This is a genomic window from Komagataeibacter xylinus (genome assembly GCF_031081985.1).
GTDB classification, from domain to species: domain Bacteria; phylum Pseudomonadota; class Alphaproteobacteria; order Acetobacterales; family Acetobacteraceae; genus Komagataeibacter; species Komagataeibacter xylinus_E.
In genome coordinates, this window is record NZ_JARWSK010000008.1 from 68,745 (window position 1) to 93,806 (window position 25,062).

Below are 25,062 nucleotides of genomic sequence, written 5' to 3' on the forward strand. Positions count from 1 at the left end.
CGGCGCAGACGCCGAGCACGGGGAGGCGCCACCCCTTGCGGCGCCTGACCGGAGATGGCAGCCCTTCTCAGGCTGCCGCCTCTTCTTCCTTCTCCCTGTCCTCGGTGTCGTCATGCACCGGGTCTTCATCGGTCGCGGTCGCCGCCAGATCGTCTTCCAGCGCTTTCAGCTCAGCACGCTTTTCATCAAGCATCGCCTGTTCCGCGAACGGCAGGCCCAGACGGGCCCGGTATGATGGCAGGCGACGCTGCGCTTCCTCCCGCATCAGGATTGCGTCACGGAGCGCGTCATCGATCCGAAGCAGCGCATGTTCAAGACGCGAGGTCAGCCCAAGGCCCTTCGTGTCGTCCTCGATGACAATCTCAATGCGACCCGAGCGCGCTTCCACAAACAGCGTCACGTCGACCGGGCGCTTTTCGCCGCGCACGCGACGGCCAGGCCCAGCTTCGCACATGACGGCGAACCCACCGATGCGTCCGAGGTTCCAGACCCCTGCCTCGCCGTTCTTCGCCGCCAGGCGGACCTGTGACAGGAGCCATGACCCGGCCTTCTCACGTTCGCTGACATCCCCCTTGTCCCGACGCAGTACGAACGCATCCCCCTTCGTGGGCTGACGGCTGGCAATATCCGCCTCGATAAGCGGGATCTGGCGCTCCGCGCCCGCAATCTCACGCTCGGCCCGGTCGATGGCACGTTTTACGGCGAACTGGTCGTCATAATGGGCGGCCGCGAGTCTCTCGAGCCGCGCAAGATCGGCCTCCAGCCCGGCTTTGTGCATCAGCCGGGCATCGCCTGAGGCGAGCGCCTTGGCCATGGCGAACTGGTTTCCCCCTTCCCCGCCAATGTCCTCAATCCGGCGGATGGAACGGTCACCTGACATCGCAAGGCCAATAAAGCGCTGCTTGCGTTCGAGGAGTTGCCAGTTGGTCGCGTCAACAGAACCCTGCTGGGCATAGGCGTAGAGTTCGATTTCCGCGTGCTGGTTGCCCTGCCGCTCGATGCGTCCCTCGCGCTGGATGATGTCGGAGACCAGCCACGGCACGTCGAGATGGTGCAGGGCCTTGAGGCGCTGCTGGGCGTTGACGCCGGTGCCCATGGTCGCCGTCGAGCCGATCAGGATCCGCTTGCGGCCGGCATTGAGATCACCGAACAGCTTCTGCTTCGCCGCACTCTTCCTGTAGTGCTGCATGAACGCGATTTCCGCGCGCGGCACGCCCAGGCGGATCAGTTCATCGCGGATCCACGTATAGGCGGAAAAACCGCGTGTCTCCATCGCGCTCTCGGTGCCCAGATCCGAAAAGATCATCTGCACCGCCCCCGGCAGGTCGTACGGCCGACCGGTTTCAGGATCGCTGTAACGGCTTTCCGATGTCTCCTGCCAGATCCGGAACACGTTCCCGATCATCAGGTTGAGCTTCGATGTATCGTCATTCGCGGCGAGAGGGGCGACGAAGCGCAGGTCGATCGCGGCGTGACGGGCATCCGTGATGACGGACAGGAGGATGTCATCGCCCTTCTGGGGACGCCCCTGGCGTGCTTCGATGGCGTTGATGCGGGCCGCCAGCGTCTTCTGGTAGGCCCTGAAGTTATCGTTTGTCGGTGCGACAATAATCTCGCGACGTCCGCCCCGGATCGCTGGCAGATTCACGTACTGGCGCAGGTCATCGTGCTGCACGACATCCGCGAAGTCGCGATACATCGCCATGAGGTCGGCGACGTTGACGAACTCGGTGAAGCGCGTGACCGGCTTGTAAAGCCCGCTTGGCTGCAGTTCCAGTTCGGTACGGGTTTCGCCGAAATTGGCTGCCCAGGCATCGAATTCATGCAGGTAGCGCTTCTGCAGCGCCTCAAGATCCATATAGCGGCTGACCGTCCACATTTCGGCGAGCGTATTGGTGATGGGGGAGCCGGACGCCATGATTAGCGGACGTTCCGGATTTTTTGCCGCCAGATAGCGCGTCTTTACGAAGAGATCCCAGGCCCGCTGCGAGCCGTTCGGATCGACCCCCTTGAGGTCGGACTGGTTGGTTGCAAAACTCAGCTTCCGGAACTGCTGCGCTTCATCGACGAGGATCTGGTCGATGCCAATCTCTCCCAGATGCACGAGATCGTCCTTTCGAGCGGAAAGGCCTTCCAGCTTCGCCTGCATCTTCTCCTTCATGCTCTCGACCCGCTTGCGCGACAGGCGGTCGGCCGCGTCGACGCTTTCCAGCACTTCCTCGTAAGACGCGATCTGCGCCTCGATCATCTGGCGCTCGAAATCCCCCTCCACCGGGATGAACCTGAATGCGTCATGCGTGATGATGATCGCGTCCCAGTTTCCGGTCGCGGCCCGGGCGAGGAACCGCTGGCGCTTTGCCTTCACGAAGTTCGTCTCGTCGGCGACGAGGATCCGTGCGGTCGGGTAGAGCATGAGGAATTCGCGGGCCATCTGGGCGAGGCAGTGACCGGGGACGGCGATCATCGCCTTGCTGATCAGCCCAAGCCGCTTCTGCTCCATGACGGCCGCAACCATCGAGAAGGTCTTTCCGGAGCCGACCGCGTGCGCGATATACGTGCCGCCCGCGGCGATGATCCGCCAGATGACCCGTTTCTGGTGGGGGCGCAGGCTGATCGTGGTGCTTGCACCGGGCAGGCGCAGATGGGAGCCATCAAACGCGCGAGCCACGAGGTTGTTGTAGGTGTCGTTATACAGCCTGACCAGCCTCTCGGCCCGATCGCTATCCTGCCAGACCCATGTCTCGAACGCACGCCTGATCGCCGCCAGTTTTTCCTTTGCGGCTTCGGTCTCCTGTGTGTTCAGTTCGCGGTGCTCATTGCCATCGCCATCACGCCAGACATCCCATATCTTTGGCGATGCCTGCGTCAGGGCATCTTCCAGCAGTTCGCCGGCATGTCGCCGTTCCGTTCCCCAGACTGACGTAGCCTCGGCCTTGCCCATGAACGCCCGTTTCTCCACGGTCCAGCAGGCGACAGCAGGCGCGTGATAGATGACCGTTTCGACCCCGAGCACCTCGGCGGTAAAGGCGATGATGTCACTGACCGGCAACCAGGGAGCGCCAAGGCGCGCGGTGATCTCCGACGGACGCAGATCGGCTGGCTGGACGGCTTCCAGCGCCGTCACGTTCCGGGCGTAGCGTCCATCGATCCGGGCTGCATCGCGTGCCTCTTCCAGCTTGGTCCGCACGGCGCCGGAGAGCATTTCATCAGTCGTGACCCAGACATCGCGACCGTCCACACTCCGTGCCGGATCGAGATAGACCGCATCCCCCAGTGCGGCCGCGACCTCAGCTTCGGACTGTCCCATGAGTTCCGCGATCCGCGGCATTTCCACGCCGCCTGTTTCATGCAGGCAGACGGCCAGGGCGTCGTGGGCGGAATGGATCTCGGGTTCGGCAGGCGCATGAATGACCCGTTCCGAGAAAATCGGTCCCATCCGGCCTTTCTGTGTCGCCTCGTCGTATTCCTCGATGGACGAGACCAGCCAGACGTCGGGATCATCGTAAAATGGCGTCAGGTTTGGTCGCCGCTGGGTTTCGTTTTCGACCCCGGTTTCCGGATCGATCCTGACTGTCACACTCATCAGGTTGATCGGGCCGAACTGCCGGACAAAGCTGAAATAGGCACGCTTCAGATCACCCTGCAGGCGTCCATAGGGCAGGTTCTCCATCTGCGCCCGCAGGACCGCGCGTGCCGCATCCCGGACGGGTATCAGCGCGGTAATGATCCGGGCATGCTTCTGGAAGAGGCCGTCCTTCTGATGCCCCTTCCTGATGGCGACCGTGGCGGCCTGTCCGTCGCAGATCTGCTGCAGGACGCCCTTCGTGACGAAGTAGGAGCCCTCTTTCAACTGGGCGCCATCGGCAGCCGTGCCGACCAGCACACCGGCTCCCGCCGGCCGGACAATGCGCTGGTCCAGGGGTTCCGGAAAGCGCACGTCCTGCCCGATCCGGTCCAGGGCCTCGGGCAACATCACATCGAGCCTGCCGTCGGCACGCGCGTCGCATGTGTAATCGGGACCGAACTGGGTGGTGGTCCAGCCGTGACGGCCAAGCACCTGCTCCGGGTGGTCGAGGAAGTAGCGATTGACGAGGAGCGGACCGTTACCATGGTCGCTATTCGCAAGGGCGCCGGTTTCCAGCCAGGTCTCGTCATCGACCATGTCGCCGATCATGCGCTTGCGGAACACCAGTACGTCCACCACCACGTCCGTGCCAGCGTCATCGCGCATTGCCCCGGCGGGGAGCCGGATCGCCCCCACGAGGTCAGCCATGTCGGCAATGGTCCGGCGCGCGGTGCTGTCCGTCTTGTCCAGCGTATGGCGGGACGTCACGAAGATTGCGATGCCGCCTGGGCGGAGTGCCTCGACGGATCGGGCAATGAAAAAATCATGCAGGCTCAGGCCAAGCCGTCCCAGACCTTCCGGGCCACGCACGGTGCGATTGGAAAAGGGTGGATTACCGATCGCAAGATCATACCCGTCTGCGAGCTTCACTGTCGTGAAATCCTCGCTGCGGATCCACTGGTTCGGATAGAGCCTGCGCGCAATCCTTGCCGTAATCGGATCATTCTCGATCCCGGTAAAGGCGATGCGTCCCTCGAGCCTTTCCGGTCGGGCCGCGATGAAAAGACCGGTCCCACAGCCGGGTTCAAGCACGGAACCGCCTCTGAAGCCCATCCGCAGCACTTTGTTCCAGAGCGCGTGCACAATCAATTCAGGGGTAAAGTGCGCATATTGTGTCGCGCGCTTCAGTCCTGCCCTTTCAACGTCTGTTGTGGAGGCATGGATCGCTTCGCCAAACTCTTCCCAGCCTGGGCGGGGGCTATCGCTCCCGGATGGAAACAGGTTGTTCGCCAGTTCTCCTGCTCCAAAGCCGATGAAGCGTGACAGGACGATCTGTTCGGGAGAAGAGGCGTTTCGGTCTGCTTCTTCGATCTCCTTGAGCAGCGCGATAGCCAGTGCATTGTCACGGGCCCGCTGTTTCCAGGTGTCAGCGAGACTTCGGTTGGTCACCATATGAAAGTCGATCTGGGGAAGGGTCATCGGGGCCGGTGTGACGGGCGAGACAGGGGAGGTGCCGTCTTCACCTTCAAGTTCGCCCCAGAAAAGGTCGTTCTGGGTATCTGCGAGAGCGGTTGTACCGAAGAGGTTGAGCTGAAACGACATGGCCGTGCTCCGTACAAACGCCGGCGCCCGGCACTGCTTCTGCAGGCCGGGGTGTTTCCGGGTTAGGTTTTCGGGATGTCAGGAACGGGCTTGCTAATCAGGTTGTGTCGCCTGATTACTCTTTCCTTCAGTTCTCATTGCAACCGGGTCGGGCAGTGCGGGGCAAGGGTGCCGCGTAGCGGCAGCACCGGACCCGCGCGCAGGCGACGCAGACGCCGAGCACGGGGAGGAGCTACCCCTTGCGGCGTGCTGGCCGAGCTGGTGCCAATCCCTAAATGACTTTGCGGACTAATCTCTTAATCTTATTCTTCTTGTGGAAGCAGACTTACCACCCGTTCAGCTTGAATCTTACGAAAAAGCGGGTAGTCACACATCCGATCGCTATGTTGCAGTCGTTTAAATTTTTACAGTCGACCGATAGTTAAAATGGATTGTCGCTGGAAAATTGCAACGTTGCAATTTTTGAGAAACCTCTAAATCGACATAGAGACGACCTGCGTTGTCGCCCCCTATTCGCATTTTTAGCGTTATAGAAGCGTTCTCGGCTCACGTTTATGGATTGCCTCGACGGTTGTGATAACTTTCGCAAAAGCCTTTCCATGCCGCTTTAAGCTTGGAACCATGCAGCTTGCCAAGTCGCTCACCGAGATGGTCTCGGAATGCATCGGCAATCAGGTCGATATCCCAGCCCCCGCCAGAGGAACGCGCTATTCTAGCGAATATCTCTTGGTCGGCTCCAAACTGGAGAGAACCGGCTGGGAACATTACCTGCCCATCGCTTTTCGCTGCCGCGGATCGTACTACTTGATTGCGTTGTGTTTCTAATTCGCGTGTAGTCGCTTGATGATCTATAACCTTTGGGGTTTCCTTAGGTTGGAAAACAATCTCGAGTTCTCTTACTGCTCTTCCTTGTCTTATTTCCGTCCACTCGACCGTAAAATGCGCCAGTTCGTCGATTTCATTTTTGCAAACGGTCAATACTTTTCGCCGCAACTGAGCAAAGTCTTTATAGACGTTAGGTGAGATCCCTAAAGCAGCACGAAATGCGATGACGTCACCTTTCCACACGGTTTGACGTCTCTTCACGCGCAAGGCCCCGATTTCGTAAAGTTTAAGCGCGTAAGCCGAACGAAAACCCAATACAGCGGTGCGGTTCATGACCGCATAGGTCTCAGACTCCTGGATTAGTCTTCGGGCATCAGGAGTAAATTCCCACTCAATCCAACCGACTTCTTTTCCAGGCTCTGTGTCTTCAACCTCTTCCCTTGAAGAAGCAATCAGAGAAAATCGTCGCGTCGCTTTTTTACCTCGCCAGGAAATGTCGTCTTCGGCAAATAGAGTACCATGCAGTTCTTCAAGCATGTCACTTATGCGTTCGTTACCTTTATGACCTCGCCTGATGTCTGCTTTGCGCATGCGGTGGACCACTGGCTTCCAAGCATCGCCACCGGCTACAAGGATCATCAACGCGAGTAAACGTGATGCAGTCAGGCTTAGCGATTGGCCTCTGACGAAACGTATCTCTACAAGGTGGCCAGGTTTGGCGAACTCGTCGGCACCCTTATGCTGTAGAGCGCGAGCAACACGCATGGCGCGCTTTGGAGCTTCATCACTTTCGGATGCGTATTGCATGGGCGGGTTATCCAGCACCTAACGGGATGAACGATTCGTATCCTGACCTTAGAATGAGAATAAGGTCAGGTGAAGGGGAAATTGGGCATCTCAGCACCTTCTCGCGGCCGCGCGTGATGCTGAGAAATAAGGTTTCTTATGAAGATTTTTATAAACACGACCGCAGCGTGCTGAGGGGGATTCTGATTCTATTCAAGTGATTCTGATTCAGGACAAAAAATACTAGGAAAACCAACGACTTTTAGAGCATTTCCTGACCTGGTGGGGGACCTAGCCTGACCTCTTGGGGGATAGTAACCTGACCTCGTGGGGGATCTAACCTGACCTCGTGGGGGACAGTCAGTTAAGATAGCTAGTTTTGGGAAATGCCCACACGTTATTTTAAGAACTTTCATGTTGACGGTCGCAAACCGGTATCTATGGGGCTTGCGCGTGTTTTTTAATGAAATCTATGAGTGCGATTCGCAGTTTAACGGGCTTTCGTCTCTTTTTTAGATCTCGTTCATAGCTGCCGTGGCTGCCATGACGATGTTCCACGCCAGATGATTGCCCAGTGTGGGTGGATTGCAACGTTGCAATTGTTTGAAGGTATATGGATTCCCTTGCGAAAAACGCGAGGTTACTAGCCTTTTTCCACAAGTAACTGACCTACCCGGTCGGCAGTAAGCGACGGTATGGGTAACCCAACTCGCAGCACTATGCCGATGTCTCTGAGGCAACTGAACGTATTTGTCCCAAATTGCAATGTTGCAATCTCTAATATGTGGCAAAGAAAATTTCGAAAAAAAAAGCTCACTAAAGATTAAAGCGAAAGTGACTGGGTAACTGAAGGTCTAATGTGGTTGCTTATTTTGGTAGTGCCACCGAGATGCTCGACTGGAAGCTATTGCATTCGGCTAGGGGTGGAATTCAGTGTTCCGCTGTTCTCATTGATGCAGGGACAAATATCCCCCACGAGGTCAGGGTAAGCATTTGTACCTTGCCCCCCCCCCCAAGAAGTCAGGATAGCGACGTGCGCCGATTGGGATCCCCCATAAGGTCAGGATACCTCGTACATCTTATCACATGCTCCCCCAAGAGGTCAGGACACTCATCTTTTCGGTTTTTATGTTCGCTACCTAATCCGGCACATGATCGTCGCGCTTTGCCAGCATTAAAAAAAGGGAATGGCTATCGAGTTAAGTCTCGACTTTCGAAAAGATAGACATTATCAACTGGAAATCGAAAGTTAGTGCGCGCCGGACGTTTATCGAAAGAAAGATTTATGACAGCTGATCTCGAGCAAGCCGGATATACGAGTCTCCAAATGGTTGAAGGGCTGGCGGATAAAGCCGCGGCAGTTCTGGAGAATTTGAGGGAAAGCGCTGTTGCCGCGCGAGCCGGCGAGCGACGAGAACCGACATTTCAGATTGGCCAGGCTGCAGAACTCGTAGGCCGGACGCCTGCAGCCATACGCGACGCAGAAAAGGATGGTCGTCTGCCCAAACCTGAACGGGGAGCCAATAACAGGCGTGTGGGATATACGCTTGAACAGGTTAACGACATGCGCGGGATCTTTGGCACGCGTCCGTGGCGTGATCCAGGCGACCCGCCGGCAATCATCGCTGTTCAAAACTTTAAAGGCGGTGTCGGGAAATCAACAGTTGCTGTTCACCTTGCGCAATATCTCGCGATCCAAGGCTATCGCGTGGCGCTGATCGATTGTGATAGCCAAGCGTCAGCAACAACGCTCTTTGGTTACGTGCCAGATTTAGACCTTACTGAGGATGAGACGCTTTACCCGTTTTTGCGGCACGATGAACGTTCGTCACTGAGCTACGCGCTCAAACCTACGCATTTCGATGGTCTATATCTGATACCGTCTAATCTTCGGCTGTTTCAATCTGAGTATGAAATCGCCGCGCGGATGGCTCAGGGCGAGCCTGGGCTTGTGGATCGGTTGTCGGTAGGGCTGGCGTCTATAGCGCCAAATTTTGACGTTATAATTATGGATCCTCCTCCTGCCTTGGGAGCAATCTCGCTTTCTGTGCTGAGGGCAGCAAATGCATTGGTCGTTCCGGTGCCCCCGACAATTATGGACTTTTCGTCAACGACAGCCTTCCTGTCGATGCTGGAGGAGACATTGCGGACGCTAGCGCAGTTTGACAGGGCTCCTTCTCTAGAGTTTCTCAAATTTGTGGCTTCTCGGGTCGAAGAGAACAAATCGATTCACAAGGAACTTATCAAGCTGATGCAGGCTATTTTCGGCCATCATCTAGTTAGAGCCCCTCTGAAAAATTCTGCTGAAATAGACAATGCCACAGCTCGACTCATGACTGTGTACGAACAGCAAGGAGCGATCACAAGCAAGTCGGTTCGTGATCGCTGCCTTACCTATCTGAACGCAGTGTGTAAGGAGCTTGAAACGGATATTCGGGGAATGTGGCCTAGTCATCAGGAGCGGCTTCGCAAGGAAGGACTGGTGTAATTTTTTCTTGGAGATGGCGGTTCATTGAACTCTCGCAAATCGTCAATTTCTGAAAATTGCAACGTTGCAATTTTGGATTGGGAGCGGAGCGAGAAGCGAAGCACGCATTTTCAAAGCATCATTCGAACTTTTTGCAGGTCGAGTAATGTGAAAAAGGAGGGATAAATGTCGGGGAAAAACAGGGCTTTTGCGGACGGGTTAACAGCTGCAATTTCAGGCGTAACCGCTAGACAAGGCCAGTCTCGTCCAAATCGGTCAATCATTAATGATCGTACTAACCGATTAGCAGAAGTTGCTAGCGGTAAAGTTGTTACTCGTACTCACGAGTTTATTGACCCTGCACGATGCAAAATGTGGGAGGGTCATAATCGTGATTACGCCGCGTTGTCTTATGAAAACTGTCGCGAACTTATCGAAAGCATTCGTGCGCAGGGACGCCAAGAGGTTCCGGCCATCGTTCGGCGATTGACCAACAACCCAGATTTTGATTTCGAAGTGATCTGTGGCGCACGCCGACATTGGTCTGTTTCGTGGCTTAACGCCAATAATTATCGTGACATTAAGTTCCTTGTTGAGCCTCGTGAAATGGAGGACGAGGAAGCCTTCCGTATTGCGGACCTAGAAAATAGGGCGCGTGAGGATCTTACCGATTACGAGCGCGCAAAGGATTACTTGTTGGGTCTGGATCGGTACTATCATGGTCGCCAAAAAACGATGGCAGATCGGTTAAACGTCTCTGAAGCATGGTTAAGCCGGTACCTCGACCTTGCTAGATTGCCTGAAGCAGTCACTCGGGCATTTGTTAGCCCGCATGATATTCGGCTTAAGCACGTGATGCAGATAAAGCCCCTTATTAAAGACAGTGCATCACGCGAAGTGGTTTACGAGGCTGCTGAACGTATTGCTGCGTTGAGAAGCAAAGATCAGAACTACCTTGTGGAACCTGCTGCAGTGGCTCGCGAACTCGAGAATGCGGTAGCAACGGAACTGGGACATCTACGTCGCGGCAGCCCGCGCTCGCCTAAACGTGGCGCCGTCGCTATCACTCGCGATACGGATGGCAAAGAGATTGTAAAAATAGATGCGAAGTCGCCTAAGCGTTTGCAGGTCACTTTCATGCTGGCGGAGCTACGTTCTCGCGAAGAGATGGAGGAGGCAGTTAAACTGCTGACGGATCGCTACTGGCCCGTTCAAGAATGAACTTTTGCTTAGGATACGTAACCTGCAGCAGTCAGCGTATCAGATTTGTTTCTGCGTGAATTACCGGTACTGGGTCTGAGTGGTAATGTTGGGTCACCATTGCACGAGTGTATGTGCCTTGTGTCCGAAATACGTGCTGGGGCTCGTTTGAGAGGACTAAGCGATTTCAGAACAAGCAGGCTGGGCATGTAGCTCGTGGAGGCACTGCGTGTCGATAGGACGGTCTTGCTTGCGTACCTGATGACTGTAAACGTGATGTCATCGCCATACCAACGGTTCTGCAATCATTGCTGGTTAGAGTATTTTTTTCTGACCGTCCTTTTTGTTTTTGGTAGGCCGACTACTCATTGGACTGATTAGTAATTAATGGGCACAGTGGCCCATGACGATATCAGCCGCGTTCTCGAGGCATAGCCAGAGATGCCTGCGGCTTCGAAAGTCATTGCGTCGTCTGCGGATTGGTCATCAACAGGTCTTCATCAGGGGAAATACTAGTTTCCTGATATTCTGCTTTTCTGCTGTGTGCCACTGGACGAATGCAGGTGAAAGCATGACCGTAGTCAGGAAATTCCCCGATCTATTGCCGGGCTTTAGCTGGCGGGATATCGAGGTGAATGGCGTGCGGATCCGCACGGCTACCGGCGGAAACGGACCACCGCTACTCATGCTACATGGTCATCCGCAGATGCATCTGACCTGGCACAAGGTTGCGCCCGCACTGGCGAAACGTTTTACCATCGTGGCCCCAGATCTGCGGGGTTATGGTGATAGCGCCAAGCCTGAAGGTGGGATGGATCACGCCAACTATTCCAAGCGGGCCATGGCGGATGATCAGGTTGGCGTCATGCACCAGCTTGGATTTGAACGGTTCATGGTTGTCGGGCATGACCGGGGCGGACGGGTGGCGCACCGCATGGCGCTGGATGCACCGCAGTCGGTGGAAAAACTGGTGCTGGTCGATATCGTACCGACAGCAACGATGTATGCCCGGACCAATATGGAATTCGCCCGACGCTATTTCTGGTGGTTTTTTCTGATCCAGCCCGCCCCCCTGCCTGAAAGGCTGATCAGTGGAGATCCGGACTTTTTTCTCGAAAGCCACATTGCAGGACAGATCAAGATACCAGGATCGGTCGATCCGCGTGTCATGGCCGAATATCGTCGATGCTACGCCGACCCGGCAATGCGTCATGCAGCATGCGAAGACTACCGCGCTGCAGCAGGCATCGATCTAGTCCATGATGCGACTGATGCAGACAGGCGGATTGAGGTCCCATTACTGGCTCTGTGGGGCGCACGCGGCACCGTGGGCGCGCTATATGATGTTGTCGAGACATGGCGCGAAAAAGCAGTGGACGTGCGGGGATACGCGATCGACTGTGGTCATAGTCCGCAGGAAGAATTACCGGCAGAGTTGTTATATCGGCTTGATGCGTTTCTCTGACCTTCGCGAAACAGTTGGAGTAAAAGCTCGATTTTCACCGCATTACAGTCAGTTATGCTTTGAAAAGCAGACCCGTTCAATCCAGATGACGCGATCGCTGGAGATACCGATTGGTTGTGTGCGGATTCAGAGGTTACGGAGCGACTTCTGACCCGGATCGGCGGGAAGCGACCGCATGTTCCAGATAGAGCCGCAGCACCGTAACGGCTTCCTTGTCTTGGGCCGGGCGGGGGACCGAATGATCCTGTGGCAGGGCAAAGATCGCCTTGACCAGATGCAGCAGCATCACGGCCCGTTCGTCATGTGGTCCCGGAGAACCACCCAGCCGTGACAACAGCTGGCTCATGCGCGCGATCAGTGCCTTGCGGAGCGTTCCTGTCCCATCTGGTAGGGTAATCCCGCTGTCGAGCAGAGAAAGGACGACTGAGCGTTCCGTCCGTAGACGCTGGATGATGTCCAGCAGTCCTTCTGCTGCATCACGTGGCGACAGCGGCGGATCGCGATCGACCAACTCATCCAAGGCATGTAGTAACCGCGCGCCGTAGCGTTCGAGCACTGCGGCGGCCAGCACGTCCTTGGTCGGAAAAAAACGGTAGAGCGAACCGATTGCCGTGCTGGCGCGGGCAGCGATCTCGGTCATTGTCGCCGCCTCGTATGACTTCTCGCCAAAGACCGTTGTTGCGGCCGTAAGGATCGCTTCAACGCGGTCGCGTCCGCGCTGCCGCTTGGGCGCGAGTGGTGATGAACGGGGCGGGCTTGACATAATGCGAAGGCACCCTCAACTTTCTTTTATGCGAGACAGTCCTCGCATAACCGATTTTCCAATGCCGGTCGATGTTTGACCCGACCATGTATCCAGATCCCGGAAGGCGCCGATCCGTGAACAGATTTGACCCGCGAACCACCGCCCTTGTCCTCATTGACCTGCAGAATGGCATACTTGCCCTGCCAACCGCCCCGCGGCCATCGTCGCAGGTGCTGGAGAGCGGTAAATCGCTTGCTGCCCGCTTCCGGGATGAAGGTGCTACGGTCGTACTGGTTCGGGTCGCGTTTGCACCCGACTTTGCCGACGCGCCACCCGGTCTGGCCGACCAGCCCTTAAGCCCGCCGGAAGGCGGCCTGCCAGCGGACTGGGCGCACCTGGCTGACGGGCTGGTGGCACCCGGCGATATCGTCATCACCAAACATCAGTGGGGGGCATTTACAGGCACGGAACTGGACCTTCAGCTTCGCAGGCGGGGCATCCGGACGGTCGTGCTGGGCGGTATTGCGACGAATTTCGGGGTTGAATCCACAGCACGGCATGGCTGGGAACTTGGCTACCATATTGTCATCGCCGAGGATCTCTGCACCAGCCTGTCAGCAGACCTTCATGATGTCTCCATCCGCTCGATCCTCCCGCGGATCGCACGCGTGCTGCCTTCCGATACAATCGTGTTTGGCGGTTAAGCGGTGAGGGTGGGGCCATCAGCGTGGCTGCTGACCGGGCGATGGGGCTTACTGGCGCTGCTTTCGCTGGTTTTCGGTATGCTTCTGGCCGTCTTACGCCTGCCGGCCGCGCCGCTGCTGGGACCACTGGGGGCGGCGGTCGTACTGGCCACACGGGGTAGTGCGGTCCGTATTCCCCGCTGGGCCTTTCTCGGCGCACAGGGCGTGGTCGGGGTCATGATCGCCAGCTATCTTTCAGCCTCGATCTTTCACGAAATGGCAGCCAGCTGGCCGGTCTTTGTTGCCGGTACGTTTTCTACCCTGTCTGCGGCAGCCCTTCTCGGCTGGCTGCTGACACGCTCGCGCCTGCTACCCGGCAATACCGCGATCTGGGGTTCATCACCCGGTGCGGCCACGGTCATGACCCTGATGGCGGAATCATACGGGGCGGATATGCGGCTCGTCGCCTTCATGCAATATCTGCGCGTGGCCTGCTGCGCCGTCATTGCGGCTGCTGTTGCGCGCGTAGCCGGAACGCCGTCCGCCCCGCTGGTCGTGGCACAGACCCTCTCATGGCAGGGTGCTTTACTGGCGCTGGTGATCGCACTGGCAGGGAGCGCCGTGGGAACCCGTCTGCGCGTACCGGCCGGGGGACTGCTTGTGCCCATGGGGATCGGGATGGCTGCAAGGCTTGGCGCCCATCTGCCGGTCGAACAGCCGCATCTTCTGCTGGTCGCGGCCTATGCCTTGGTCGGGTGGGGCATCGGCATGCGGTTTACGCCAGATGTGCTGGCTTATGCGGGACGTGTCTTTCCACGCGTGCTGGGTTCCATCCTCGCGCTGATTGCGGTGTGTGGCGGGTTTGCAGTGGTGCTTGCCCGGTTGGCGCATGTGGACCTGCTGACGGCTTATCTTGCAACCAGCCCTGGTGGGGCTGATTCCGTCTCCATTATCGCCTCGACCACGAAAGTGGACATGCCTTTCGTCATTGCCATGCAGGTCGCCCGGTTTTTCTGCGTTCTGGTCACCGGGCCAGCTCTGGCGCGTTTTCTATCTCGTAGGTCGTCGGCAAAGGGATAACAGGTCGTATCGCGAGAGACACATGGGAAACAGGTGGCAGGGAAGGAGGGAGTTGCCGAAGACCAGTGTGACAGATCCTTCCATCGCAAACTCGCTGGTGCTGAAATTTGACGACTGTTTCCGGTGGATGACGGGAGCAGCCATTTGTTCACCAAAGTATCCGCCTAAGCCGTCTGTCTGTTTACGGAACGTCCAGCAGACAGACGGTTTCCGCCTCATAGCGGTCTTTCGGAGACGCTTTCTTAAGCCTTAAGGCTGCCGTTTAACGCAATGGTCCTTATGAAGTTAGCGGCTTTTGCGGACCAGAATTAGATACAATTTCAAAAGCTTCCTCAACGTCTGCTCGCTTAATGGATATTGCATCCGCTCCAAAGCAAGATATGAAAAATTTATCTTTTCTCTCAAATAAATCTGGATACGTATCTAGCAGCCTTCTTATATTACGTCTGTTTCCATGTTTAAGAGAGTTTGCCACGTCCTTTATTTTTTCAATTTCCTCTCCGATTTCATAATGCCTGGATATTCTTTTTTTAAGTGAAAAATAATCCTGAAATTCACTATATTTAAAATTTTTCTCTTCGACTTCATTCATTTCCTTTCCTTTTATTATATCGAACCAATACCTCTCCCAAAAATGATATATGCTTATAATAGTATTTTTATTTATACTTTCTATAACGTCAATGCATATTCCTTTATGATCATGTAGCCTTGTTTCTTTAGGAAAAAAATTTATACTTGCCGCATCGCCTGAAATTAAAGGTGTCTCACTATACCCACATTTCACTCTTAAATTATATGAGTCGATTTCTCGTTCAACTTCAGTAAGCTGCTCTTCGACAGGTTTAACGGATCTTTCATATATCTCTCTGTATCTAGATATTTTTGATAGATACATATGATTAGATAAATTAAATTCATTAGAAATCATCTTGTACTCCTTTTGAGATATTTTTTATATTTTGATCACTCCGATGTCTCAACGTAAATAGAAAACTCTACATCGTTTCATCCCATAGCCGACATGCTGCTCTCCCCCCCCGGATTTGCCTGTCTGCTCAGCGGACTAGGAGCAGACAGGCAGCAGTCGCCTCATTGCAGAACTATTTGCGTGAATGCGGTCATCCCGTAAGCGGACATTGTCGTGTGACCCGCTAGGCCGCCTGATAAACGAAGCCATCGTTCGTTTATCAGGCGGACGCAAGACTTGATCGGCTGTAAGCTTACCCTGTCCTAGCTCAATCCTCCATCTCGTCACATGGATCATCGGGGCGGTCCTCGCTAGCCATATAGCTCAGCGGAACCTTGAGGCGATAACGCTTGGGAAATACTGCTAGCATCCAGGGCGTCTCGAGAAACTCATCGGTATCGGCGCGATGTTCGTCCGCAGTCGTCGAGCAGAGAGAGTCGCAATTGCCCTTTTTCCAGCAAGTGTCATACGCATTGTAGCGATTGGTAATTTTGTCAAAATGGGAGGAGTCTTTTTCATCCTCTGGAACATGCACGCCGTAGGCATCCACCAATGCTCCGTCAGGACGTTGGACTAGAAAATGGTCGATCCCTAATTGTAAGATAGGCCAGCCGGACAACTCGTGCATGCGCACGGCAAGCAACGCGCATTGCCCATGCGCCCAGATTTTCACGTCGTCTGCAGTCGCTTGAGGATCGGCACCATATTTCTCAACGACCGAGTAATCCTCGTCAATGATCAGCGGATTAGGGGCATCTTCATATCCCGCGGGGGCACAAAATACGAACTTTGCGTCCGCTTGGTGTGTGCAAAGCAATGCTTGAAGCTCGCGCTCGATTTCTATTCTGCGCGTTGGGCAAGGATCGGTACTGACCTCGGACCAGACCACAGTCCATTCATCGATGCTAGTTCGGCCAATAGTGGCAATTTCAAGGGGAAGGTTATCGATGTCCATTCTGTTCCTTTTGAGTGATGTCTGAAGAATGGGGATAGTAGAGGTCGTCTCGTCCACTAAAACGGGAGCGGGACCGTGGAGAAGAGCTTGATCAATCTTGATGTGATTCGGGAATGAACGACAGCTTTCTATCACTTCTCACTGCCAGCCTGCATTCCGCTTCCTCCTAAAAAATCCTATCTGTTCCATGATGAGTAGACAGTCGGCAGTCGCCTCATGGCAGACATTCAGGACGTTTTATCGCTTTCCACATAGCGGACATAACTGATTCAAAGCCTATCGGCCGACTTGCGCAGGAAGCGGGCACAGATCCTTTGGCATTCCCAACCAGATAGGCCGCCGCTTCCGCTCCACAGCCGAGCTTGGTCCGACCACCTTTCGCCTCACTGCAGAGCAATAATGCATGGACACAGGCTAGTATTGAGCGCGGCATATCGGGAGCAATAAATGTTGTATTTTAAGTCTAGGTCCAACAGACTTGGGAGATAGGTCTACCAGGAGTTCAATTGCCAATGGATCAAGATCAAGGCCCGCCAATTTCACCCACACTTGCGAAAGTATTGAAGAAGTTTCTTGAGGTGATGAAGTCCGACGAGGCCATCGAAGACGATGCAGCAGACCGACTGGATGCGCTGCTGCGCAGTGGCAAGGTCCCTAAACCGGACGAGATCAGTGCCGCGCTATTTCCGCCGCCGGAAGATGAGGCGAATGGTGTGATAGGAGACGGTGCATGATCCGGCTTAAGACAATCCGCATAGAAGAGTTTCGGGGTATCAAAGACCTCACCCTTGATCTGGGCGGCAAGAATTTTGGAATATGCGGACCGAACGGAACGGGCAAGAGCGGCGTTGTCGATGCTATAGAATTCTGTCTCACGGGAAGTTTGACCCGCCTGTCGGGGCAGGGGCAAGGAGAACTCAGCGTCGGCAAGCATGGCCCGCATGTCGATAGCCGAACCGCACCTGAGAAGGCCAAGGTCGAGATTACAGCGTATATTCCCTCGCTCGGGAAGGACGTGATTATCGCGCGGTCGGTCAAATTTCCGAAGCAGGTGAGCGTCACGCCTTCCGGCGGAGCTGAGGAGGAGATCGTCTCCAGCCTGCAGGCCCATCCCGAGTTTGCGCTTTCTCGGCGAGAGATCGCCAAATACATCATCACGCCGCCGTCGCAGCGCTCGACCGATGTGCAGAATCTCCTACGTCTCGATCACATCGGAGATCTCCGCAAAGCATTGAATACATTCAAAAACAACGCTTCCAGGGAGGCGCGAGACGCGACGGGCGTGAAGCGTAAAGCGGAACAAGACCTCAAAACTGCTCTTGGCGTTGACAAGCTCAAACGTGAAACCGTGCTAGAGAAGGCCAATGAACACCGCAAGGTGCTCGGGCTCCCCGATCTCACGGAACTGACCCCCGAAATCATCTTCATAGGCGCAGTGGAGGATGAGAAGGAAGATGAAAGGGGCAAGCAGTCCGCTCTGGGCAAACCCGTCGCGCTGGCTGACCTCAAGGCTCTGACTGAGAGTGCCGCACAAGACGAGCCCGATGCACTGTCCGGCGCACGCAGTGATGCGCTTACCGCGCTGAATACGCTAAAAGAGGACAGCGCTGCGCTGACGCTGGCGCGGCAGCATGGCTTCATCACTAAGGGGCTGGAGTTCGTAAGTGACGGTAGTGAAGTGTGTCCGCTTTGCGATACGCCGTGGGAGGCCGAGGCGCTGCGCACGCGTCTTGAAGAAAAGCTAATCAGCAGCGATGCCATCGGCAAGCTACTCAAGAAGCTGGACACGGATTTCCAGACCATCGAGCAAACCGTCAAAGACCGCATCGACGATCTGCGCACAGTAGCGAGCTATGCCAAGACTATGGAACCAGCCATCGCGACCGCGACGCTGGCCACATATGCGGCGCGGCTTAGACAGATTCTGACCACGATCAAAGACTTCCGGGAGGATCACGCGCAGCTAGACCCCGCAATCACCGCCATGCAAGACGCCTGGTGGGAATTACCCGGCGACGTTCAGGCCCTGCTTGAGAAGTTAAGCAAGGCCGTCGCGGCACTGCCCGACAGTTCCGCCAAAGACAAGGCAATCCAGTTCCTGACGGTGCTACAGGAACGCTATGTCCGTCTGATCGAAGCGAACCGCACCGCAAAGGAAAGCGCACAGCGTAGCACCGCAGCTGAGAAGGTCTATGATCATTATGTACAGACTTCGAACGACGTGTTGGAAGATATTTATGACGCTGTCGCGAAGGAGTTCACAGAGCTTTACAAGGCCATCAACGATGATGAGGGTAAGTTCGTCGGAGAACTCAAGGCCGAACCCGCAAAACTGAGCTTTAATGTGGACTTCTACGGCAGGGGCACGTTCCCGCCTGGCGCATATCACAGCGAGGGACACCAAGACGGGATGGGGCTGTGTCTCTATCTTGCGCTGATGCAGCACACGCTCGGGGACAAGTTTACCTTCGCCGTGCTCGACGATGTGATGATGTCCGTCGATACGGGCCATCGACGTGAGGTGTGTCGCCTGCTCAAGACGAAGTTTCCAAACACGCAGTTCGTTCTCACGACTCATGATCGGGTCTGGCTGCAGTATATGAAGACAGAGAAGCTGATCGCGAAGAGCCAGCTATTCGGCGGCTGGAGCGTGGAGTTCGGGCCGCGTATCTGGGATGATCAGGATATTTGGACGGAGATCGACCAACAGCTCGTCAAGAACGACGTGCCGCGCGCAGCCTGGCTCCTGCGCCGCTACCTAGAATACATCGCCACTGTCCTTGCCGACAATATCCGCGCTCAAGTGGAGTTTCGCGGTGACGGCCATTACGACCTTGGCGATCTTCTGCCGCCCGTCTTGAAACGCTGGCAAAATCGTCTCGATAAAGGGATCAAAGTCGCCGCCCACTGGGGCAACGACGAAGAGAAGAGCATACTCACAGAAAAACGCGACAAATCGAAAGCGTTGATTGCGGCAACATACGTTGAACAATGGGCTATAAATCCATCGGTTCATTTCAACGAGTGGGAGAACTTCGAGAGCGGCGAATTCGCGAAAGTCGTTGCTGCATACAAAATTCTACTCGACAGTATGCGTTGCTCGAACGAGAAATGCGGAACTTTGCCCTACGTCGTCCCTAGAAAAGGGAGCTCGGTGCAGTTGAGGTGCGATTGCCAGTTGATAAACATTAACCTCAAGGGAAAATAGGTTTCGAAGATAGCTGAGGTTGTTTGGAGAAGTGCGGCTCACCTTACGTTTATTCGCGCGTGCCGCGAATGTCCGCAGCCCGCCCTTCGTGCCGATTTGAGCGTTATGCTACAGCCAAATGCGATAGTCCGCTTAAGACATACATAGTGGGTGAGCAGAATGAACCAGTATACCAGACCTATCTCAACCCCGGTTAAATTTCTCGAAACCAGCTCTCAACATGGGAGAAAATAACAGTCCCGATTGACTGGCCTGTAAGTCATGAGTTTATGAGGGGAATAGAGGAGACGGTTATGACGGCCCATACATTTTTAGTTGGAGCGGCGCTTGACAAGGCGGTCAGAGATATCGCGGGGTCTGATGATCCTCGCTGCGCCGTCGCGTTTCTTGGGCGGCGCTCTCCCGTCATCTTCCAGGGTGGGCATGCGCGGATTATCTGCAATTTGGCCTCTGGAGCGACCAACCCTGACGCAGTGCGCGAACTGCAAAAGCATAATCATGATGTCAGGCAGAACAGTAGACTTCACTCCAAGGTCTATCTGGGAGGGGGGAAGGCCCTAACTGCATCCGCTAACTTGTCAGCAAATGGTCTTGGATTTGAGGATACTGAGGTCGCCCATTGGATCGAGGCAGGTTGCTACACTGAAGACGTAAACGGTGTCGCCAACTGGTTCGAGGAACTCTGGAATGATCCTCAGACGGCACCGATCACAAACAGCGATTTGCAGGTAGCTGAGACACTCTGGAAGCAGCGTCGATCATTTAAACCCACACTGTCATTTTCGGATTTTGATGCCGAAGCTCTGGATGTTCCTTTGATCGTCTGGTTTGCAGAATTCGAATATAAAATCAATCCTGAGTATACCGATCATGACGAAATCAACGGCAAGACCGTCAAGAAAGACGAATTTTATCCCATTGAGAATGAGTGTGACAGGACTTTTCTTACTCCAGGAACGTGGCTTCTTTGGTGGAAAAGAAATGCCAATGGTCATCCCAGCGTGCTGACTGAATGTCAATGGTTCCGAGCTGGGCGCCTAAAGGATAATTATGTAAAGATTGGTGATGACAGCAAATGGAACGACGCTATTATCGATCAAAGCGAAGGCATACCACCGCCTTTTGATTGCAATGAGCCACTTTTCAACGAAATTTTCAGACAAACTATCATGAAGGATGAATTTAAAGCGCTTCGAGATGGCAAATATGAAGGGAGCTTTCTTGAGGGGCGGGTGCCGCTAATGCGGAAGATGTGGCCTGCACTCAAGCAGGCATACGTAATGAAAGCGAAAGCCCGTTAGAAGATTATCAGGATGGCGTGTCTACGTGTCGGCCGCGATCCAGAGGTCCATATCGTCCTGGTGCGTCAGGATGACGGGCATATCTTTCGGATACACCAAGCCGACCTCCAGGTTGGCGTCGGTGGTCAAGAAACCGAACAAATCGTCCGTCGTCTCGCTGTCAGCCAGTTTCCGCACCGCCGTCCACTGCCACATCTGGGACGAGGCTTGCTAACGCGGTGATCTGCTTTTCCCGACATGCGCCGAAAAGCGGACATTCCGCTCCCCCCCTGATCTGCCTGTCTGCTCAGTGATGCAGGAGCAGACAGGCAGCAGTCGCCCTCATAATGGAAATTATTGTCGGTTCCTGTTCCTTCTGAAAGCGGACATATCTTGCCCCGCTTAAACGGGGGCCTGGACTGATGTGCCTTTGATCGCGCAATAAAATGTTTTACGATCTGTGGCCGATATGACGCTTTTTCTGGCCAAAAGCGTTCTGTTGGCCAGAGGGCTAAATCAATATCATGAAGCATCGTGAAAGGAAGGTCGCAATGCGGACTGATATTGAGTTTCTATCTGAGGGAAGAACGCTCCGTGGCTGGCTTTATCGCCCAGAAGGAGAGAAGGGTGGATATCCGGCTATCGTCATGGCGCATGGTCTTTCCGGAGTTAAGGAGCAATATCTCGATCGTTATGCCGAAGTTTTCGTCTCGGCGGGGTTTGGGGTGATTCTATATGATCATGTCAATTTCGGAGCGAGCGATGGCGTCTCCAGGCAGGAAGCCGATCCTGTGCTTCAGAGGCGGGGTTACCGTGACGCCATTAGCTTTGCCCAGACGGTTTCATGGATTGATCCGCAACGGATCGGCCTGTGGGGCACAAGTTACAGTGGTGGCCATGTCCTGGAAGTTGCGGCTCTCGACCGCCGGGTGCGATGCGTGGTGAGTCAGGTACCTACAGTCAGTGGATATCGCTCTTCTCAGCGGCGTGTCCGTTCTGATCTTGTACCGTCACTTCTCTCCGGTTTTGCCACTGACCGTGCCGCACGGTTCCAGGGCAAAACCCCTGCGGTGTTTCCGGCAGTCTCAGACCGGCCAGAAGTTGTGTGCGCCATGGGCGGAGCAGACGCCTATGCTTTCTTCACCGGAACCCGGAGTTTCGCACCGACATGGCGGAATGAATTGACCCTTCGCAGTGCCGAACTGGCGCGTGAGAATGAGCCCGGTATCCATATTGCTCGAATCAGTCCCACCCCTCTACTGATGATCGTGGCCGATCAGGACATCCTGACGGCAACGGATATCTGCCTCGAAGGCTACCAGTCGGCATTGCCGCCCAAAAAACTGCACATGATCCACGGGGGACATTTCGACCCTTATGTGCGGTGCTTTGAAGAGACCAGCCAGGCCGCCCGGGACTGGTTCACTGAACATCTGATCGATGATGCCATACATTGATGAGTCTAAACCCACTGATATACGGGCGCTTGCGAGGGATTACGTGGATGGCGAGAGGGTCGGTGAACATTGCCACAAAGACAGTCAGTTCATTCATGCGACTGAGGGCGTCATGGAGATCCGCACGCCGATGCGTCTGTGGCTTGTGCCTCCGCAACGCGGTTTGTGGATACCGCCTTGTACCCCGCATGCTTTGAGGGCGCGGGGCAAGGTTACCCTTCGGACAGTTTATATTGCAGCCAGCAAGGTAACATCCTATCTCGGTGAACAGCCTGGTGGGTTCATGGTCTCAGCATTCCTGCGTGAAATCATTCTGAAGATGCTCTCGCAGAATACGATTACAGATCATCCACGGTTTCATCGCCTCGCTGCAGTACTTCTGGACGAACTCAGCCATCTGACGCCTGATCTTTTGTCTCTGACGATGCCCGTTGATAAACGTCTTGCGCTGGCCTGTGCTGAAATTCTCTCAGCCCCCGGCATCAATCCGGGCATGGAGGCTTTATCGAAGCAGGCTGGAGCGTCCATCAGAACCCTTACCCGCCTAGCCCAGAAAGAATTTGGCTGTTCTCTCTCGATTTGGCGACAGCAGGCGCTCATTCTGACAGCTGTCCCAAAGCTCATTGCTGGCGAACCGGTGGCTTCAATAGCTGACACATTAGGCTATGAGACGCCAAGTGCATTTGCGGCTATGTTCAGGCGGATTATGGGGGTTACTCCAGGCAACTATCGCTAGCACTTTTCTGGTAGACGAATGCCCGTGTCCACAAAGGCAGTAGCGAAAGATTTCTGCATTCAAATTTATGGCTGCTTACATCTTCCAGTAACTCGAAAACAGATATTCCGCTCTCCCACCCCCTTGCTGCCTCACTCCGAATATCGCAACGCCTCGACGAACAGCCTGAAAGCGACGGGTGACTGTCGCCGGTTGGGGTAGTAAAGGTGATACCCCGGCAAAGGGGGCGTGAACTTTGCGAGCACCTGCACCAGATCGCCGCGCTCCAGATCAGACTGCACCATGTCCAGCGGCAGGTAGGCCAGCCCATGCCCGTCCAGAGCGGCATCGCGGATAAGGTCGATGGTATTGAGCATCATCTGCCCCTCCAGCCGCACCCGTGTTTCCCGACCGCCCCGCATCAGCCGCCAGCCATTGACGGTCTGCGATGTCGGCAGCCGCAGATTGACCGCCTTATGCTCCACAAGCCGTGCTGGAGACGTTGGCACCGGGTGGGTGCGGAAATAATCCGGTGACCCGACAATGGCCATGGGGATATCCGGACTGATCCGGACGGCAATCATGTCTTTCGCAATTTCACCGCCCAACCTGATGCCGGCGTCGAAGCGATCCGCCACCACGTCTGCCAGTCCGTAATCAATGGTCACGTCCACGCGGATATCGGGATTGTCTCGCAGAAGCTGCTTCACGCCGGGAAGAAGGATGGTTTTCGCCGCATGTTCCACGGTCGTCACCCGGATGGTGCCCGATGGACGGTCCCGCAAATCACCCAGGGAGGCGACCGCTGCATCCAGATCATGCAGCATGGGACCGAGTGTCGCGAGCAGCCGCTCGCCCGCTTCCGTTGGTGCCACGCTGCGGGTCGTGCGTGATAGCAGGCGCATGCCCAGCCGTTCTTCCGTGCGTCGCACGATCTGGCTCAGGCCGGACTGTGCGATGCCAAGGCGACGGGCCGCTTTGGTAAAGCTGCCTTCCTCGGCCACCACGACGAAAGCTGCCAGATCGGCGATTTCATCCCGCCTCATTGATCACTCCAGTGATAGGGCCATGACGGATTATCCGTCTAATCCGCGCAATGGGTTTGTCCTACCATGCTTTCATCAACAGGAGACAGACCATGACCAAGATCAGTTTCGCGAACAGCAACAACCCGGCCATTAGCCTGTCGGCGGTGATCAATTTTCCCGATGGCTTCGACGAGGAGAAAAAATGGCCCGCCATTGTCGTCTCCCATCCTGGCGGCGGTGTGAAGGAGCAGACGGCTGGCACCTACGCGCAGAAACTCGCGGAACAGGGCTTTGTCACCATTGCGTTCGACCGGTCCTGTCAGGGGGAAAGCGGCGGTGAGCCACGCCAGCTTGAAAACCCCTACGTCAGCACCGAAGACGTCAGCGCCGTTATCGACCATCTGACGACACTGCCCTACATCGACCAGAACCGCATCGGCGCGATGGGCATCTGTGCGGGCGCGGGCTACACGGCCAATGCCGCCATTCAGGATCGTCGCATCAAGGCAATCGGCACCGTCAGCGCGGTCAATATCGGCTCCATGTTCCGCAATGGCTGGGACAATTCGGTGCGCTCGATCGACGCACTCCCGCTGATCGAAGCCGGGTCCAATGCCCGCACAGCAGATGCCGCAGGCAACGGTTACGCCACCATGCCACTCGCGCCGCTGACGGAGAAAGATGCGCCGAACGAGGAACTGCGTCAGGCCTGGGAGTATTATCACACGCCCCGCGCCGAGTGCGCGACCGCGCCCGGCTTTGCCACGCTGCGGAGCCTGAACCAGATCGTCACCTATGATGCCTATCACATGGCCGAAACCTATCTGACGCAACCGATCCAGATCGTCGTCGGCAGCGACGCGGGCAGCAAGTGGATGAGCGACGACCTGTATGACCGCGCGGCCAGCACGGACAAGTCGGTCCATATCGTGAAGGGCGCCAATCACATGGATCTCTATGATGGGAAAGCCTTCGTGACCGAAGCCGTTTCCGTGCTGGCTCCGTTCTTTCAGACCAAACTGGCGTAACGA

At 55.5% G+C, this 25,062-nt stretch carries 17 protein-coding genes and 1 pseudogene; 11 read left to right on the forward strand and 7 right to left on the reverse strand.

What is annotated here, in order from left to right; translation table 11 throughout:
- Window positions 1-67: 67 nt before the first annotated feature.
- Both QEG70_RS14480 and QEG70_RS14485 read right to left on the reverse strand, forming a co-directional pair.
- Window positions 68-5,167 carry a lactate dehydrogenase gene (locus QEG70_RS14480; protein ID WP_308721284.1) on the reverse strand — a complete coding sequence of 1,700 codons (5,100 nt, stop codon included), beginning with the start codon at window positions 5,165-5,167 and terminating at the stop codon, window positions 68-70.
- 552 nt (window positions 5,168-5,719) lie between these two features.
- The gene (locus tag QEG70_RS14485) at window positions 5,720-6,799 is read right to left on the reverse strand and encodes a replication initiation protein (RefSeq protein ID WP_308721285.1); all 1,080 of its coding nucleotides are present in this window, start codon (window positions 6,797-6,799) and stop codon (window positions 5,720-5,722) included.
- A gap of 1,264 nt (window positions 6,800-8,063) precedes the next feature.
- On the opposite strand from QEG70_RS14485, the gene QEG70_RS14490 reads away from it, so the two are divergent.
- The 3 genes from QEG70_RS14490 (at window position 8,064) to QEG70_RS14500 (ending at window position 11,910) form a co-directional block, all read left to right on the forward strand.
- Entirely contained in the window at window positions 8,064-9,266 is a 1,203-nt protein-coding gene (locus QEG70_RS14490; RefSeq protein ID WP_010512186.1) for an AAA family ATPase, read from the forward strand.
- Window positions 9,267-9,431: 165 nt separating this feature from the next.
- On the forward strand, window positions 9,432-10,466 hold the full coding sequence (locus QEG70_RS14495) for a ParB/RepB/Spo0J family partition protein (protein WP_308721286.1): 1,035 nt from the start codon (window positions 9,432-9,434) through the stop codon (window positions 10,464-10,466).
- Between the two features lie 550 nt (window positions 10,467-11,016).
- On the forward strand, window positions 11,017-11,910 hold the full coding sequence (locus QEG70_RS14500) for an alpha/beta fold hydrolase (RefSeq protein WP_308721287.1): 894 nt from the start codon (window positions 11,017-11,019) through the stop codon (window positions 11,908-11,910).
- A 133-nt stretch (window positions 11,911-12,043) separates the two neighbouring features.
- Here QEG70_RS14500 and QEG70_RS14505 read toward each other — a convergent pair whose 3' ends face one another.
- Window positions 12,044-12,673 carry a TetR/AcrR family transcriptional regulator gene (locus tag QEG70_RS14505; RefSeq protein ID WP_048851910.1) on the reverse strand — a complete coding sequence of 210 codons (630 nt, stop codon included), beginning with the start codon at window positions 12,671-12,673 and terminating at the stop codon, window positions 12,044-12,046.
- Between the two features lie 116 nt (window positions 12,674-12,789).
- On the opposite strand from QEG70_RS14505, the gene QEG70_RS14510 reads away from it, so the two are divergent.
- Together QEG70_RS14510 and QEG70_RS14515 are read left to right on the forward strand one after the other, a co-directional pair.
- Complete coding sequence (locus QEG70_RS14510; RefSeq protein ID WP_308721288.1) at window positions 12,790-13,359, forward strand: hydrolase; 570 nt, start codon at window positions 12,790-12,792, stop codon at window positions 13,357-13,359.
- A 9-nt stretch (window positions 13,360-13,368) separates the two neighbouring features.
- Window positions 13,369-14,418, forward strand: coding sequence for an AbrB family transcriptional regulator (locus QEG70_RS14515; protein WP_308721289.1), 1,050 nt, complete (start codon window positions 13,369-13,371; stop codon window positions 14,416-14,418).
- Between the two features lie 277 nt (window positions 14,419-14,695).
- On the opposite strand, the gene QEG70_RS14520 is transcribed toward QEG70_RS14515, so the two are convergent.
- Entirely contained in the window at window positions 14,696-15,349 is a 654-nt protein-coding gene (locus QEG70_RS14520) for a hypothetical protein (RefSeq protein WP_308721290.1), read from the reverse strand.
- A gap of 307 nt (window positions 15,350-15,656) precedes the next feature.
- Entirely contained in the window at window positions 15,657-16,343 is a 687-nt protein-coding gene (locus tag QEG70_RS14525; protein WP_308721291.1) for a hypothetical protein, read from the reverse strand.
- A gap of 512 nt (window positions 16,344-16,855) precedes the next feature.
- On the opposite strand from QEG70_RS14525, the gene QEG70_RS14530 reads away from it, so the two are divergent.
- The 3 genes from QEG70_RS14530 (at window position 16,856) to QEG70_RS14540 (ending at window position 20,852) form a co-directional block, all read left to right on the forward strand.
- A complete protein-coding gene (locus QEG70_RS14530) occupies window positions 16,856-17,077 on the forward strand; it encodes a hypothetical protein (RefSeq protein ID WP_308721292.1) in 222 nt (73 codons plus the stop codon).
- A complete protein-coding gene (locus tag QEG70_RS14535) occupies window positions 17,074-19,551 on the forward strand; it encodes an AAA family ATPase (protein ID WP_308721293.1) in 2,478 nt (825 codons plus the stop codon). The genes QEG70_RS14530 and QEG70_RS14535 overlap by 4 nt, the downstream gene beginning before the upstream one ends.
- Before the next feature lie 293 nt (window positions 19,552-19,844).
- Window positions 19,845-20,852: a phospholipase D family protein gene (locus tag QEG70_RS14540; RefSeq protein WP_308721294.1), complete on the forward strand. Its 1,008-nt coding sequence runs from the start codon at window positions 19,845-19,847 to the stop codon at window positions 20,850-20,852.
- A 30-nt stretch (window positions 20,853-20,882) separates the two neighbouring features.
- On the opposite strand, the pseudogene QEG70_RS14545 reads toward QEG70_RS14540, so the two are convergent.
- Window positions 20,883-21,041, reverse strand: a pseudogene (locus QEG70_RS14545) (SOS response-associated peptidase); the annotation flags it as partial.
- A 314-nt stretch (window positions 21,042-21,355) separates the two neighbouring features.
- On the opposite strand from QEG70_RS14545, the gene QEG70_RS14550 reads away from it, so the two are divergent.
- Both QEG70_RS14550 and QEG70_RS14555 read left to right on the forward strand, forming a co-directional pair.
- The gene (locus QEG70_RS14550; protein ID WP_308721295.1) at window positions 21,356-22,288 is read left to right on the forward strand and encodes an alpha/beta hydrolase; all 933 of its coding nucleotides are present in this window, start codon (window positions 21,356-21,358) and stop codon (window positions 22,286-22,288) included.
- Window positions 22,275-23,024 carry an AraC family transcriptional regulator gene (locus QEG70_RS14555; protein ID WP_308721325.1) on the forward strand — a complete coding sequence of 250 codons (750 nt, stop codon included), beginning with the start codon at window positions 22,275-22,277 and terminating at the stop codon, window positions 23,022-23,024. Before QEG70_RS14550 ends, QEG70_RS14555 begins: the two co-directional genes overlap by 14 nt.
- 131 nt (window positions 23,025-23,155) lie before the next feature.
- Here QEG70_RS14555 and QEG70_RS14560 read toward each other — a convergent pair whose 3' ends face one another.
- Window positions 23,156-24,049 carry a LysR family transcriptional regulator gene (locus QEG70_RS14560; RefSeq protein ID WP_308721296.1) on the reverse strand — a complete coding sequence of 298 codons (894 nt, stop codon included), beginning with the start codon at window positions 24,047-24,049 and terminating at the stop codon, window positions 23,156-23,158.
- 92 nt (window positions 24,050-24,141) lie between these two features.
- On the opposite strand from QEG70_RS14560, the gene QEG70_RS14565 reads away from it, so the two are divergent.
- The gene (locus QEG70_RS14565; RefSeq protein ID WP_308721297.1) at window positions 24,142-25,059 is read left to right on the forward strand and encodes an alpha/beta hydrolase; all 918 of its coding nucleotides are present in this window, start codon (window positions 24,142-24,144) and stop codon (window positions 25,057-25,059) included.
- Window positions 25,060-25,062: the final 3 nt, after the last annotated feature.

Bases quoted from the DNA above. Each gene is read 5' to 3' on its own strand.
- QEG70_RS14560 (WP_308721296.1), bottom strand. From the start codon at position 24,049: ATGAGGCGGGATGAAATCGCCGATCTGGCAGCTTTCGTCGTGGTGGCC.
- QEG70_RS14535 (WP_308721293.1), top strand. From the start codon at position 17,074: ATGATCCGGCTTAAGACAATCCGCATAGAAGAGTTTCGGGGTATCAAA.
- QEG70_RS14530 (WP_308721292.1), top strand. From the start codon at position 16,856: ATGGATCAAGATCAAGGCCCGCCAATTTCACCCACACTTGCGAAAGTA.
- QEG70_RS14495 (WP_308721286.1), top strand. From the start codon at position 9,432: ATGTCGGGGAAAAACAGGGCTTTTGCGGACGGGTTAACAGCTGCAATT.
- QEG70_RS14565 (WP_308721297.1), top strand. From the start codon at position 24,142: ATGACCAAGATCAGTTTCGCGAACAGCAACAACCCGGCCATTAGCCTG.
- QEG70_RS14505 (WP_048851910.1), bottom strand. From the start codon at position 12,673: ATGTCAAGCCCGCCCCGTTCATCACCACTCGCGCCCAAGCGGCAGCGC.
- QEG70_RS14550 (WP_308721295.1), top strand. From the start codon at position 21,356: ATGAAGCATCGTGAAAGGAAGGTCGCAATGCGGACTGATATTGAGTTT.
- QEG70_RS14540 (WP_308721294.1), top strand. From the start codon at position 19,845: ATGACGGCCCATACATTTTTAGTTGGAGCGGCGCTTGACAAGGCGGTC.
- QEG70_RS14490 (WP_010512186.1), top strand. From the start codon at position 8,064: ATGACAGCTGATCTCGAGCAAGCCGGATATACGAGTCTCCAAATGGTT.
- QEG70_RS14520 (WP_308721290.1), bottom strand. From the start codon at position 15,349: ATGATTTCTAATGAATTTAATTTATCTAATCATATGTATCTATCAAAA.
- QEG70_RS14485 (WP_308721285.1), bottom strand. From the start codon at position 6,799: ATGCAATACGCATCCGAAAGTGATGAAGCTCCAAAGCGCGCCATGCGT.
- QEG70_RS14525 (WP_308721291.1), bottom strand. From the start codon at position 16,343: ATGGACATCGATAACCTTCCCCTTGAAATTGCCACTATTGGCCGAACT.
- QEG70_RS14480 (WP_308721284.1), bottom strand. From the start codon at position 5,167: ATGTCGTTTCAGCTCAACCTCTTCGGTACAACCGCTCTCGCAGATACC.
- QEG70_RS14500 (WP_308721287.1), top strand. From the start codon at position 11,017: ATGACCGTAGTCAGGAAATTCCCCGATCTATTGCCGGGCTTTAGCTGG.
- QEG70_RS14555 (WP_308721325.1), top strand. From the start codon at position 22,275: ATGCCATACATTGATGAGTCTAAACCCACTGATATACGGGCGCTTGCG.